The organism is Streptomyces bicolor (genome assembly GCF_000719285.1).
Taxonomy (GTDB): Bacteria; Actinomycetota; Actinomycetes; order Streptomycetales; family Streptomycetaceae; genus Streptomyces; species Streptomyces bicolor.
This window is the reverse complement of sequence record NZ_JOFS01000065.1, coordinates 26,966-40,192: the sequence shown is the minus strand read 5'-3', so window position 1 is coordinate 40,192 and position 13,227 is coordinate 26,966. Positions and strand designations below refer to the sequence as shown.

At 72.2% G+C, this 13,227-nt stretch carries 10 protein-coding genes; 4 read left to right on the top strand and 6 right to left on the bottom strand.

Going from position 1 to position 13,227, the window contains the following annotated elements; genetic code table 11:
- The first annotated feature begins 83 nt into the window (after nt 1-83).
- The gene (locus IF78_RS0141735) at nt 84-2,027 is read left to right on the top strand and encodes an ABC transporter ATP-binding protein (RefSeq protein WP_031487874.1); all 1,944 of its coding nucleotides are present in this window, start codon (nt 84-86) and stop codon (nt 2,025-2,027) included.
- A gap of 58 nt (nt 2,028-2,085) precedes the next feature.
- Here IF78_RS0141735 and IF78_RS0141730 read toward each other — a convergent pair whose 3' ends face one another.
- The 3 genes from IF78_RS0141730 to IF78_RS0141720 all read right to left on the bottom strand — a co-directional run bounded on the left by IF78_RS0141730 (nt 2,086) and on the right by IF78_RS0141720 (nt 4,656).
- On the bottom strand, nt 2,086-2,271 hold the full coding sequence (locus IF78_RS0141730; RefSeq protein ID WP_031487873.1) for a hypothetical protein: 186 nt from the start codon (nt 2,269-2,271) through the stop codon (nt 2,086-2,088).
- 174 nt (nt 2,272-2,445) lie between these two features.
- On the bottom strand, nt 2,446-3,135 hold the full coding sequence (locus tag IF78_RS0141725) for a DUF899 domain-containing protein (RefSeq protein WP_031487872.1): 690 nt from the start codon (nt 3,133-3,135) through the stop codon (nt 2,446-2,448).
- Nucleotides 3,136-3,291: 156 nt separating this feature from the next.
- Complete coding sequence (locus IF78_RS0141720) at nt 3,292-4,656, bottom strand: amidohydrolase (protein WP_031487871.1); 1,365 nt, start codon at nt 4,654-4,656, stop codon at nt 3,292-3,294.
- Nucleotides 4,657-4,807: 151 nt separating this feature from the next.
- Between IF78_RS0141720 and IF78_RS0141715 the strand changes: the two genes are divergently transcribed.
- Both IF78_RS0141715 and IF78_RS0141710 read left to right on the top strand, forming a co-directional pair.
- Complete coding sequence (locus tag IF78_RS0141715) at nt 4,808-5,755, top strand: endonuclease/exonuclease/phosphatase family protein (protein WP_031487870.1); 948 nt, start codon at nt 4,808-4,810, stop codon at nt 5,753-5,755.
- A gap of 19 nt (nt 5,756-5,774) precedes the next feature.
- Nucleotides 5,775-6,347 carry a class I SAM-dependent methyltransferase gene (locus tag IF78_RS0141710; RefSeq protein WP_051828660.1) on the top strand — a complete coding sequence of 191 codons (573 nt, stop codon included), beginning with the start codon at nt 5,775-5,777 and terminating at the stop codon, nt 6,345-6,347.
- Between the two features lie 71 nt (nt 6,348-6,418).
- Here the strand turns inward: IF78_RS0141710 and IF78_RS0141705 are convergent, their stop codons facing one another.
- Together IF78_RS0141705 and IF78_RS0141700 are read right to left on the bottom strand one after the other, a co-directional pair.
- Nucleotides 6,419-8,389: an FUSC family protein gene (locus IF78_RS0141705; RefSeq protein WP_031487868.1), complete on the bottom strand. Its 1,971-nt coding sequence runs from the start codon at nt 8,387-8,389 to the stop codon at nt 6,419-6,421.
- A 212-nt stretch (nt 8,390-8,601) separates the two neighbouring features.
- On the bottom strand, nt 8,602-8,820 hold the full coding sequence (locus IF78_RS0141700) for a response regulator transcription factor (protein ID WP_031487867.1): 219 nt from the start codon (nt 8,818-8,820) through the stop codon (nt 8,602-8,604).
- 300 nt (nt 8,821-9,120) lie between these two features.
- Between IF78_RS0141700 and IF78_RS0141695 the strand changes: the two genes are divergently transcribed.
- Nucleotides 9,121-11,562 carry a SpoIIE family protein phosphatase gene (locus IF78_RS0141695; RefSeq protein WP_037642730.1) on the top strand — a complete coding sequence of 814 codons (2,442 nt, stop codon included), beginning with the start codon at nt 9,121-9,123 and terminating at the stop codon, nt 11,560-11,562.
- 492 nt (nt 11,563-12,054) lie between these two features.
- On the opposite strand, the gene IF78_RS49295 is transcribed toward IF78_RS0141695, so the two are convergent.
- Nucleotides 12,055-12,969 (bottom strand): hypothetical protein, encoded by a 915-nt coding sequence (locus tag IF78_RS49295; protein ID WP_158751700.1) that lies wholly within the window; start codon nt 12,967-12,969, stop codon nt 12,055-12,057.
- Between the last annotated feature and the right edge of the window lie 258 nt (nt 12,970-13,227).

Sequence of the window (13,227 nt, the reverse complement as noted above, 5' to 3'; positions counted from 1 at the left end):
CCCCCACTCACGCCCTCCCCCGGTGCCGCCCGCCCCGTCATAGTGGCCCTCCGTCACGAGCGACGGTCGGGGGAGGCTGGGCGGTGGGGAAGAAGCGCGGTTCCGGTGAGGGTGGGGTTTCCGAGTCGGAGCGGCTGTTGTTCGGGGGGCCTCTGCGGTACGACATGGGGTGGAATCAGCATCGGGACGCGTTCCTGGAGCTGAGCTTCCGGGCCATGGTGAGGCGGTTGCCGTCCTTGTTGGCGTCCAGTTTCCGGCTCGCCTGGCAGGCCGATCGGCGGGCCGCGCGGACCGTGCTGGTGGCCGAGGTGGGCCGAGGGCTGGCGCAGGCGGTCGGGCTGCTCGCGGTCAACAGTGTGCTGGGGCGGCTGATCGGGGGCGGGGCGCTGGAGGAACGGCTACGGGGTGCCGTTCCGGCGCTTGTCGTCATGGCCGCCGTCATGGTCGTGTCCACCCTGCTGCGGGCCGCGTCGACGTATGCCACGGGCCGCCTCGAGCCCAAGGTGGAGCGCGTGGCGACCGAGCTGTATCTGGAGCGGGCCGCCGCCGTGGAGCTGGCCGCGATCGAGGACCACGCCTTCCACAAGCTGCTGGACACCGCGCAGTACGGCGCCTCGGCGGCCCGCCGCATGATCTCGTACAGCACGCGTGTCGTGAATGCCGCCATCTCGCTGATCGCGGCTGCCGGCGTGCTCACCGTGCTGCATCCCGCCCTGCTCCCGCTCCTCGCGACCATGACCCTGCCCAGCGCCTGGAGCGCCCTGACGAACGCCCGGCGCCGGTATGAGTCCTTCCACACCTGGGTGCAGCACTCGCGCGCCGGCCATCTGATCAGCGGGCTGCTGACCGAGCCCGCCGCCGCGCCCGAGATCCGGGTGCACGGTGTGGGCCCCTTCCTGCTGCGTCACTACCGGGCCATGTCGGAGACGGCGGAGGCCGAGCAGGCGCGGCTGGCCCGGCTCGCGGCGCGTACGGGGCTCATCGCGGCGGCGTGGACGGGGCTCGCGACCGTCGCGACGTACGCGACGCTGGGCGGGCTGCTGCTCGCCGGGGCCATGGCGCTGTCCGTGGCGGGTACGGCCGTCATCGCCATCCGCACCGGGTCCTCCAGCCTGGACAGCCTGGTGCTGGAGGTCAACGCGCTCCACGAGGAGGCCCTGTTCGTGGGCGATCTGCAGCGGCTGTACGTCGAGGCGGCCGAGCGGGCGATTCCGGCCGGTGGCGAGGCCCTGCCCGACGATCCGCAGGAGATCCGGTTCGAGAACGTCAGCTTCTCCTACCCGGGCGAGTCCTCCCGTCCCGCCCTCGACGACGTCACGCTGACCCTCCCTCTCGGCCGGATCATCGCGCTGGTCGGCGAGAACGGGTCCGGGAAGACCACTCTGGTGAAGCTGCTCGCGGGCCTTTACACGCCGGACCGGGGCCGCATCCTCTGGGACGGCGTCGACGCCGCGACCGCCGACCGGCGCCGGCTCGCCGAGCGCATCGCGATGGTGGCCCAGGACTTCAAGCGCTGGCCGTTCACGGCCAGGGTCAATGTCGCCGTCGGGCGTTCTTCCGCGCCGCTCACCGAAGAGCGCCTGGCCGCCTCGCTCGCCGAGGCCGGGGCGCAGGACGTGGTGGCCGATCTGCCGCGCGGCCTGGACACCCTGCTGGCCCGCCAGTTCAGCGGTGGGCACGAGCTGTCCGGCGGGCAGTGGCAGCGGCTCGGGATCGCCCGGGCCGCGTACCGGCGTGGCCACATCCTGATCGTGGACGAGCCGACGGCGGCCCTGGACGCACGGGCCGAGCTGGAGGTCTTCGAGAAGATCCGCGCCCTGGCCTCCGCCGGGCAGACGGTCGTCCTCATCACCCACCGGCTGGCGTCCGTACGCCATGCCGATCTGGTGCACGTCCTCGACCAGGGCAGGCTCGTGGAGTCCGGGACACCGGAGGAGCTGCTGGCCACCGGCGGTGTCTACGCGGAGTTGTACTCGCTCCAGGCGGAGCAGTTCACGGCACCGGTTCCCACGCCGAAAGCGGGCTGACCGACACCGCCCCTGCCACTGACCGACAGGCCCGTCCCAGGGGCGCACCGCACGCGGCTCACGCTGCGGCGCCGCCCGCGAACTCACCGCGGACGATCACCAGGAACGCGTCCGACGCGAGGTCCATGACGACCTCCGCGGGCAGGCCCTCCAGGCGCCGCGCGTGTGCGAATTCCTCGGCCGGCCATGATCCTCGTGGCCCGCCCGCGGGAAAGCGTTCGAGCACTGTTCGCCCGTTCACCATCCTGACCTCCAGAAAGCGTTGTACTTGTAGGAGTTAACGCCTGCCGGAGGTGAAACGGCTCGCCCGGTGACGGGACTGAGACGTAGTTGACACTCGTTCACCGCGATGTGTGAGCATGTACTCACTTTCCGAAGCAGACCCTCACACTCCGGTGATCCATCGCCACGTTCCGCGTCAGTCCTCGTATTCGTCGTGGTATCGGATGCGCTCACTGCCCGCAGGCGCCCCAAGAGCCGACGCACGCCCCTTGGGCTCCTCCCACTCCTCCTGCCGGCCCAGCGCGGTGAGGTCCAGGAAGCCGGTGGTCGAGCCCAGCCCGTCCAGGCCGCGCTCATACGTCGAGTAGGTGTGGAAGACGCGATCCCCGTCCCGCAGGAAACAGCTGACGCCGGGCCGTTCCACCAGCTCGCCCTCGTGCTCCAGGGTCGCCTCGAAGTCATGGTTGAAGTCGCTGCCGTGGGACGAGTACCAGGGCACCGTCCACCCCATGCGCGCCTTGAACGGCAGGATCTTCGGATACGGCGCCCTGGAGACGGCGACAAGAGTCGTGCCGCGTGCCTTCAGGTGCGCCAGATGGCCGATCTGGTCCAGGAACCCCGAGCAGCTGCGGCAGCCGGCGTCCCACTCGGGGGCGAACATGAAGTGGTAGACGACGAGTTGGCGCCGCCCCTCGAAGAGGTCGGCCAGTGTGGCCTTGCCGTCGCCGCCCTCGAAGACGTAGTCCTCCTCGATCTCGACCATCGGCAGTCGGCGCCGCTCGGCGTTGAGCGCGTCACGCGCGCGCGTGGCCGCCTTCTCCTTGACCAGCAGTTCCTCGCGCGCAACGCGCCACTGCTCGCGCGAGACGATCTCCGGAAGCGACATGGGCGCCCCTCCTGTTCGACGGTCCGTTCCGGGTGGTGACCGGTAGGAAGGGCGGAACTCATCGCCGGGCCGGCGGAATTTCAGGAGATTTCTCCGGGGTACGTCAGCGGCAGCGCGAGCAGCCCACGGGCGCGTGGCGAGGCGTGGTCGATGAGCCTATGTGTCGTACTCCTGGATCCGCTTGCCGTGACTCCGGTCCAGCAGAGCAGGCATCCGCTCCCCCAGCTCCCCGACCACCTCCGGCACATCGATCGTCAGCAGCTCACGGTCGCGCATCAGGATTCGCCCGTCGACGATCGTCGTGCGGATGTCGGAGGAGCGGGCGCTGTGCACGAGGGTGGCGGCGAGGTCGTGGACGGGCTGGGTGTGCGGGCCGGTGAGGTCGACCAGGATGATGTCGGCGCGGCGGCCGGGGGCGATGCTGCCGACCGCCTCGCCGAGTCCGACGGCGCGGGCGCTCTGCAGCGTGGCGTGGTGCAGAGCTTGACGGGACGTCAGCCAGCGGGGGTCGCCGGTGGTCGACTTCTGAATGAGGGCGGTGAGGGCCATCGACTCCCATACGTCGAGCGAGTTGTTGGAGGCGGCACCGTCCGTGGCCAGGCCGACCGGGATGCCGAGCTCGTGCAGGGCGCGTACGGGTGTGGTGGTGGGCCAGGCGAACTTGAGGTAGCCGCGCGGGGCGGTGGCGACGGCGATACGGCCGGTGGCGTTCCGGAGCACCGGCAGGTCGCGGTCGAGGATGCCCGTGCCGTGCGCGATGAGGACGTCGGTGTCGAGGATCCCGGCGCGGTGGAGGATTTCGACGGGGGTGACGCCGTGGCGGGCGAGGCTGGTGTCGGCCTGGTCGCGGTTCTCGGAGGCGTGGATGTGGACGGGGAGGCCGTGCTCGCGGGCGAGTTCGGCGGTGGCGGCGAGGTCGGCTTCGTCGACGGTGTAGGGGGCGTGCGGGGCGAGGGTGGTGGTGATACGGCCGTCCGCGGCGCCGCGCTGCCGTAGCGCGAACTCCAGCGACTTCTCCCGGCCTTGGGGTCCCTGGGAGGAGAAGTAGGCCTCTCCGAGGTGTGCCCGCATCCCGCATTCCGCCACGACGGCGGCGACGGCGTCCATCGCGAAGTAGTGGTCGGCGAAGCAGGTGACGCCGCCGCGGATCATCTCGGCGCAGGCGAGCCGGGCGCCCAACTCCACGTCCTTCTCGGTGAGGTTGGACTCGACGGGCCAGACGACGTCGTTGAACCACTCCTCGGTGGGCAGGTCCTCGGCGACCCCGCGCAGGGCGACCATGGGGGCGTGGGTGTGGCAGTTGACCAGGCCGGGGAGGGCGACCTGGCCGGCGGCGTCGAGCCGCTCGACCGCGGCTCGGTCCCGCACGGCGTCGGCGGTCGTGACGGTCTCGACGACTCCGCCGTGTACGACGATCGCGGCGTTCTCCTCGAACCCGATCCGCTCTTGATCGTCGTGCACGAGGACGGTGCATCCGGTGATGATGAGGTCGGCGGGAGCTTCTGCGGGAGAAGGCGTCATCACGCCAACGTACGACGCGGTCGTCGGGTCGCGTGAGCCGAACCGCGCATCCGGTCGCGGGGCTGTCGCACGGGCCGGACACCCGGGCACGCTGGCCCCACCACGGCCACTCGACGGCCGGAAGGCCCACGGCTTCTGGAAGGGGCCCGGCATGCTCCTCGGCACCTGGAACCTGGAGAACCTGTACCGGCCCGGCGGCGAGTTCGGCCCCAAGGACAAGGCCGCGTACGAGACGAAGCTCGCCGCGCTGGCCGCGGTCGTGACCGAGCTCGACCCGGCGCTGCTCGGCGTGCAGGAGGTCGGCGAGCCGGAGGCTCTGCGGGACCTGGTGGGGATGCTGGGCGGCGACTGGCATGTCGCGCTCTCCGAGCACGCGGACGGCCGGGGCATCCGGGTCGGCTTCCTCAGCCGTACGGAGCTGCGCGTACTGCACGACACGCAGGCCTTCCCGGCGAAGCTGGTCCCGGTGCAGGCGGACGACGAGGGCGGCAGGGCGTCGGCGGCGGGCCGGGGATTCCTGGCGGTGGAGACGGAGACGGGGGCCGGGCCGCTGCGGGTGGCGGTGGCCCATCTGAAGTCGAAGCTGCTGACGTATCCGAACGATCGTTTCTTCCCCCGCGACGAGGGCGAAAGGGCCCGCTACGGCGCGTACGCCCTCTACCGGCGGGCGGCGGAGGCGACGGCGCTGCGCGCACTGGCCGATGTGCTGCTGGCCGGCGACGGACGTGAGCGTGCCGTGGCGGTGGTCGGCGACCTGAACGACGACGTCCAGGCCGCGACCACCCAGATCCTGCTGGGCCCGCCCGGCTCGGAGATCGGCACGCCCGGCTTCGATGCGGACGACAAGGGCGACTTCGGCCGCCTGTGGAACGTGGCGCCGCTGATCCCGGCCGATCAGCGGTTCTCGCGGGTGAACTCCGGGCGGCGTGAGCTGATCGACCACGTCCTGTGCAGCCACCGCCTGGTCCACCGGGTGACGGCGGCGGGGACGGGGCTGCCGGGGGCCGGTGCGCCGGAGCTGCCGTCGGTGGGGGCGGATCCGCAGGAGCGGCGGGGCGCGGCGGGGTCGGATCACGCGCCGGTCTGGGTACGGGTCTAGGGCTGAGGGACGGACCGCCGTGGGCTCGGTCCCGGAGCGCCTGACGTGGGCGGTGCGGAACCTGGACCCCGCCCCCGGTGACCGGGTGCTGGAGATCGGCTGCGGCCGGGGAGTCGCCCTCGCCCTGCTCTGCGAGCGGCTGACCTCGGGCACGGTGACGGCGATCGACCGCTCGGGTACGGCGGTGGCGGCGGCCCGGCGCCGTAACGCGGAGAGTGTGGCGGCGGGCCGGGCCGTGGTTCGGGTGGCGGATCTGGAGGAGGCCGAGTTCCCGGACGGGTCCTTCGACCGGATCCTCGCGGTCGACGTGAACCTCTTCTGGGTCCGGTCCCCCGATCAGGAGTTGGCGGCGCTGCGGAGGTGGCTCGCGCCTGGAGGCACCTTGTGCCTGTGCTGGGAGCCGCCCGCGGGGCAACGGGCACAGGAGATCGCCGGGAAGGTGGAGCCGGTCGTGGCGGCGCACGGGTTCGCGACGGAGGTGCGAGTGGGGGTGAGCGGGAAGGGGAGCGCGTTGGTGTGTGTGGTGGGAAGGGCCGCAGGAGAGGACGACCGGGACGCCGGGGATACCGGATGGAGAGGCGGACGGGGCTGAAGTGCTGGGCGGCGCGTGACGTGTGATCGGTGTCTGAGGCGGTGGTCGGCGTCTGAGGCGGTGGCCGTGGCTCACACGGCGACGGGCAGCTCCGGCTCGTGCAGGCCCATTCGCTGTCGTCCCGCGGCCAGTTCGTCGAGGACCTCGGTGAGGCGCCGGGTGTGGTGGGCCGTGAGCCGGCCGGTGTCGTCGAGGTGGACGGCGCATGCGGTGGTGGTGTCGACGAGCCGCTCCAGGGCGTCGGCGAGTTCGTGCGCGCCCTCGGCGTGCCGGGCCAGCGCGGGCAGTTCGGCGGAGGCGAGGGCGATGGCGGTACGGGCCTCGGCGAGCGCGCGGTAGGCCTCGCGGCGGAGGGTCCAGCGGCGGGCCCGGTCGGCGGAGGCGGCCGGGTGGCTCTTGCCGTCGTGGTCAGCGTGATCGCCGTGTCCGGCACGGGATTCGGCATCCATCCCGACACGGGCACCGGAACCAGCCCCGCCATCGCACTCGCCCACCACATGCGCGAGGTAGGCATGCGCGGCCCGGCTCGCCGCGGCGAGGCGCGCCCGGACGCCCCCGCCCCGCTGCCCCGGCATCGGCAGGTGACCCACGACGAGCACGATCGCGCAGGCCAGCAGCGTCTCCCCGATCCGGCTCACCGAGGCCTGCGGCTCGCCACCGACCATCACGAGGGCGAGCACCAGGACGGTCACGACGGCGGTCTGGGCGGCGAAGTGGCGGGTGGCCACGGGAATGAGGGCACCGCTGAGGGCCACCAGCGCGATGAGCCCTTCCGGCCGGGGCAGCACGGCCGCGAACCCGGCGAACAGCAGGGCTCCCAGCACGGTGCCCGCGGCGCGGCACAGCACCCGGGACACGAGGGGACCGAGGTCGGGCTTGACGAGGAAGACCGCGGTGGCGGGAAGCCAGTACCAGTGCTCGTGCTCCCCGTACCACCTGGCGTGGTGCAGGGCCTGGGCGATGCCGGCGCTGGCCCCGAAGGAGAGGGCGACGCGCAGCCCGTACTCCCGTCCGCCGGCCCCGAACACCGATTGGATCAGGTCCCTCGCCGTACGGCGCCGGGTGTGCAGGTCGCGGTTGCCCTTGCCCCGGTCGAAGGCCTCGGCGGCGTGCAGCAGGGCGTCGTCGAGGGCGCGCAGCGCGGGCGCGGAACGGGACGGGGCGGGGAGTGGTCCGGTGTGCGTGTTGTCGCGTACGGCGGCGGCGAGGCGTCGTGGGCCCTCGGAGGCGCGGGCCGACGCGGCCTCCCCGGCCCAGGCGAGCGCGGTGGCGGCCTCGGCGAGCGGCAACGCGGCGGCGTACTGCGCGTGCAGCCTCCGCTCGGCGGACGAGGAGGCGTACCGGCGCAGCCGGGGCCCGGTGAGGGCGTCCTGCGCGTGATCGAGGGCTGCGGTCAGCGCGGCGCGGCGGGCGGTGGCCCGGTCGGTCCCCGCGGCGTCGAGCAGCTCGGCGACGGCGTCGTAGACGCCCGCCACCGCGTCCCGCTCCCCGTCGAACCGGAAGTCCCCGCCGAGGGAACCGGGCGTGGGGAGCGCGAGCCGCAACGCGAGCAGCCAGGCGGCGCCGGCGAGATAGGCGAGCGCCCGCTGCCACCCGCTCTCGGGCAACGGCATCCCGGCCCCGATGGCGGCCGCGACGAGAAGCTGCGTACCGGCGCCGGACGCCACCGGTCCGACGGCACTGATGCCGCCGGCGAAGAGCCCGAGGCCGGTCAGGAGAAGAGTGAGCGGAACCGCCCCGACGTGGTCCCCGGCGTATGTCCCGACGAACATGCCGGCCGCCCCTGCCAGCGCGGGCATCCCGAGCCGCTTGACGGAGGCACGGCGGCTGCCGGGGCGGTCGTTGATGCCGGCGAGCATGGCGGCGATGGCGGCGACGACGCCGAGGGAGACGCGGCCGACGAGGACGGCGGCGAGGAGGAGCGGGCCGGCGGCCAGCGCCCCTCGGGTGACGGCGCTCCAGGGGACCGGGCCGCGTTGGGCGCGCAGGGCGTGGGCCAGCCAGGGCGGAAGGGTGAACGTCGGGGCCGCGGGGCGGGACACAGGGCTCCTGTCAGGACGAGGGCGGGGCGGGCGCCTTCGGGCGACGGTGGCCGGGCGGTTGCTTGCGCTGTCCACGGTAGGCCGAGGTCCTGGAGGGGATGGGACGGCCGTATTTCGAGGATGTGACGATGCTTGGCAGAGCCACGTTCTTTATGAACGCAATCGCTCCCGGGCCTCCAACGTCATCGCTCGGAGGTTGCGGATCGCGCGGCTCACATGCCGAGGGCGATGGCGAGACGGGTGAGTTCCGCGGTGGTGTTGACCTGGAACTTGGCTCGGATGCGGCGGAGGTAGGTGTCGACCGTGTGCTGCGAGAGCCCCATGTGGCGGGCCGTCTGGCAGTAGGTGTGGCCTGAGGCGATGTGGAGCAGGGTCTCCCGTTCGCGGGGAGTGAGCGTGGCGGTCTCGGTGGGAGTGGCAGTGAGGTTCATGGGGGGTTCTCCGGCGGTCGGCTCGGTCGTCTCCGCTCGCACCCTTGAAAGCTGAAGAGAATGCCCGATTGCTGCTGTTTGTCCCTTGTAAAGACCCTGTCTGGAGAACGTCATCGCCGTGTCCGCCCGTTGTCACAGGCGTGTCACAGGCAAAGCCGCGGCCAAGAGTCCGCCAACTGTCGGGGCTGGTCCGGCCGGGAGTGCGCGTGGGCGCGGGGGTCTCCGGTTGGTGGTCGGCGCGCTTCAGCAGCACGCTGGTTAGGGGGTGCCGCAGGTACCTCAACGGCCAGAGGAGCGGTGATGGCGCGACCTTCCTCCCCTTCCGGCGAGTGGGCACGGGCGGGTGCTGCATCGCAGCGGGCGTGCACGGCCACCGTGGACGAGCGGGGCATCGTGACGGGGTGGAGCGAGGGGGCCGGGCGGCTCCTGGGCTATGGACCGGACGAGGTGGTCGGCCATCCGGCGGCGCGGCTGCTGGCCGGTGACGTCGGGGACCGGGCACGGCGGGTCGCGGCCGGACGTCGCAGGTGGAGCGGCACGGCGCTGTTGCAGCATCGGGACGGCCGGCGCCTGCAGCAACGGCTGCTGGCCCACCGACGGGATTCCGGGGCTGCGGCGGCCGAGTGGCTGGTGCTGGCGAGAACGGCCGGCGGGCCGTCGACGACGCCGGGGGAAGTGCTACCGCCGGGCGGCGTGTTCGGCGAGTGGGTGTTGCGCCAGCTGCCCTGCGTCGTCGGGGTCTTCGACTCGGATCTGCGGCTGGTGGGGGCGAATGCCGTCCTTGAAGGCGCGCTGTCACTGACCGAGGAGGAGATGCGCGGGTGGCGGCTGGCGGAGCTGGCACCGCATCCCTCCAGCGATCGGGCCGAGGCAGCGATGCGCCTCGTGCTGGAGGGAAACGGTGTCCAGCATGTCGCCGATCTCATCGGCCCCGGGGGTGTGGGTACGGAGGGCGCCTGGCCGGCGTCGCTGGCACCGCTCGCACCGCCGGAGAAGGCTGACGCCCCGGCACGTGCGGTGTGTCTGGTGGCACACCCCTCGGCGGGGGCGTACCCGGCCCGGCAGCGGATGCTGCTGCAGGGCCAGGCCCGCATCGGCACCACCGGTGACCCCGAGCGCACGGCGCGCGAGCTGGCCGAGGTCGTGGTGCCCGCGGTGGCGGACTTCGCCGCTGTCGAGGTGCTGGACTACTTCTGGCACGGCGGCGGGGCGGACACCACCGGGCCGACGGGGCGGGTGCGCCTGAGCCGTATCGCGGTGCGGTCCGTCCTCGGCGAGACCGGCGTGCTGGCCGCGGCGGGCGAGTCGGTGCGCTACCCGGCCGGTTCGCCGGTGGCCCGGTGTCTGACCGAGGGACGGGCGGCCGTGTACGGGGCGGGCGAGCCGGCCATCGCCCGGTGGGCGGACGAGGATCCCCAGGCCGCCTGGATCGGCCGGGCGGAGGTGCGTTCGGTGATGGTGGTGCCGTTGCGCGCCCAGAGCGATGTCGTCGGGGCGGTGCTGCTGGGCCGTCACCGGCGTCGGGAACCCTTCGACGCGGACGACATGTGGCTGGGCGAGCAACTGGCGGGCACGGCTGCCGAGGCCATCCACCGAGCCCGGCGCGGCGGTCGGGAGCACACCACCACGGTGACCCTGCAGCGCAGCCTGCTGCCGCAGACGTTTTCCGATCAGCAGGCCCTGGACGTCGCCACCCGTTACCTGCCGGCCGGCGGCCGGGCGGGCGTGGGCGGCGACTGGTTCGACGTGATCCCGCTGTCGGGCTCCCGGGTGGCCCTGGTGGTGGGCGACGTGGTCGGTCACGGCATACGCGCGTCGGCGACCATGGGCAGGGTGCGCACCGCAGTGCGCACCCTGGCCGACGTCGATATGCCGCCCGATGAACTGCTGACCCACCTCGACGATCTCGTCGTGCACCTGTCCGCCGAGGAAGCCGGGCCCGAGGAGGCGGTGCAGGGTGCCGCGGGCATCGGCACCACCTGCCTCTACGCCGTCTACGACCCCATCTCCCGGCACCTGACACTGGCCCGGGCCGGCCATCCCCCGCCCGCCGTGGTCGCCCCTGACGGCACCGTGCACTTCCTCGACGTCCCGCCCGGACCGCCCCTGGGCCTCGGCGGCCTGCCGTTCGAGACCATGGACACCGAACTCGCCGAGGGCAGTCTGATCGCCCTGTACACCGACGGTCTGCTCCAAGCGCGCGATCATGACATCGACGAGGCCCTGGACAAGATGTTCGCCACCCTCGCCCGCCCCGCCTCGACGCCGGACGCCGTCTGCGACCGGCTCCTCACGGCCATGCTGACCCACCCGCCGGACGACGACGTCGCCCTGCTCGTCGCCCGTTCCCGCTGCCTCGGCGCCGACCGGGTCGCCACCTGGGAGCTGACCTTCGATCCCACGGTCGTCGCCCAAGTCCGCCGGCTGGCCGCCGACCAGCTGGCCGCCTGGCAGCTGGAGGAGGCGGGGTTCGTCACCGAACTCGTCGTCAGCGAACTGGTCACCAACGCCCTGCGTTATGGCCGCGAACCCGCCCGGCTGCGGATGATCCATGAGGGCCGCAACCTCATCTGCGAGGTCTTCGACTCCAGCAGCACAGCCCCGCACCTGCGCCGCGCCCGGGTCTTCGACGAGGGAGGACGGGGCCTGCTGCTGGTCGCCCAGCTCACCCAGCGCTGGGGCACCCGGCACGAGGCCACCGGCAAGACCGTCTGGGCCGAGCAGCTGCTCACCCCGGGCTGAACGGCACCGCTTGACCGGATGCGGTGGAGCACGGCATACGGCCGATTCCCGGCCTGGGTCCAGCACCTGACCGGGGCACTGCCCCGCCTGCGGATGACGAGGTCGCCTGTGCCGCGAGCGCAGCGCACCCGCGGCACACCGCTGTCGTCGACCGAGGGGGCGGCGCCCTCTCGTGGGGCGGCCGGACGGCCGGCGACAGCCCCGCGGCACCTGGTCGGCGCCGATCAGCGGGCCGGCGCGGCGATCGGCGGGTCGCGGGCGCCGTGCGGGGTGACGTGACGGTGCGGGCCGTCCTGGGGGCGATCGTGCGCGGGTGTGCCGTCTGGGCGAGGCTTCGCCGCCAGAGCTGTGGGGACATGAGCACCGGATCCTTTCGGGAGCTGTTCGAATTCGGGGGGTTCAAATTCGGGGGGTTCAAAGCGGAGACGGGGTGAAGGCCGTCATGGCTTTCACCCCGTCGCGGTGGGCGTTGTGGCCCGCAGTTCGGTTTCCTCAGTGAGAACGGGCGACGGCGTCTCCACCGCCTCCCGTTCTCGTCACCTGCGCCTCAGAGGGCCGGTGCCGGGGCCTCCTCCGCCGGGGCTTCCTCGGCCGGGGCCTCAGCCGGGGCTTCCTCCGCCGGGGCCTCCTCGACCGGGGCCTCCTCAGCCGGGGCCTCCTCGACCGGGGCTTCCTCAGCCGGGGCCTCCTCCGCCGGGGCTTCCTCGACCGGGGCTTCCTCCGCCGGGGCCTCTTCAGCCGGGGCTTCCTCGACCGGCTCCTCCTCCGCGGGGGCTTCCTCGGCCGGCTCTTGTCCTCGTCCGGCTTGTCCTCGTCCGGCTTGTCCTCGTCCGGCTTGTCCTCGTCCGGCTTGTCCTCGTCCGGCTTGTCCTCGTCCGGCTTGGGCTCGTCCGGCTTGGGCTCGTCCGGCTTGTCCTGGTCGTCGTGGTCGTCCGGCTTGGGCTTGTCGTCGTCCCAGTCGTCGTGGTCGCCGTCCGGCTTGGGCTTGTCGTGATCGTCGTGGTTGTCCTCGACCCAGCCGTGGTCCTTCCAGTGGTGCTCGTCCTCCCAGAAGTCATGGTCCTTGTGGTAGTTCTTCCAGTAATCGTCGTGGCGGTGCTCCTCCCAGTAGTTGAATTCCTTGTGGCTGTCCCAGAAGTACTTCTTTTCGTGCTTTATGACTATGTAGTAGATCTCGTATTCATAGTCCCAGTAGAAGGTCTGACCGACCGCCCAGCAGGAGCACGGCTTGACCTTCTTGCCGCGGACCTTCTTGACCTTCTTGACCTTCTTCTTGTGAGCCTTGCTCCAGCAGGTGGTCTTCTTGCCCTTGCCGTAGCCGCCGCCCCCCTTTTCCTGGAACCCGGGCAGCGCCTCGGCCTCCGACGCCGGGGGCATCGGAGCCGCCGACGCGGTGGTGGCCGGCATGATGACGCCTCCGGCGACGACCGCGGCGGACACCGCCGCCGTGGCCAGGGCCAGACGACGCTTGGGACGGACACCCTCGTGAGTGCGGGTCGTAGAGTTCACGATTCCTCCTGAAGTGAAAGGCACTGATCCGTGCCCCGATGCCTCGGTTCATCCGGTTTGCCCGGTGAGGTCTTGCACTTCCAGTAGGCGGGAATCGTCCGGTCAGGTCACGTTCCGAGGGTTCGGGACTTGACAGACCCGGAGCCGTCGCGTAAC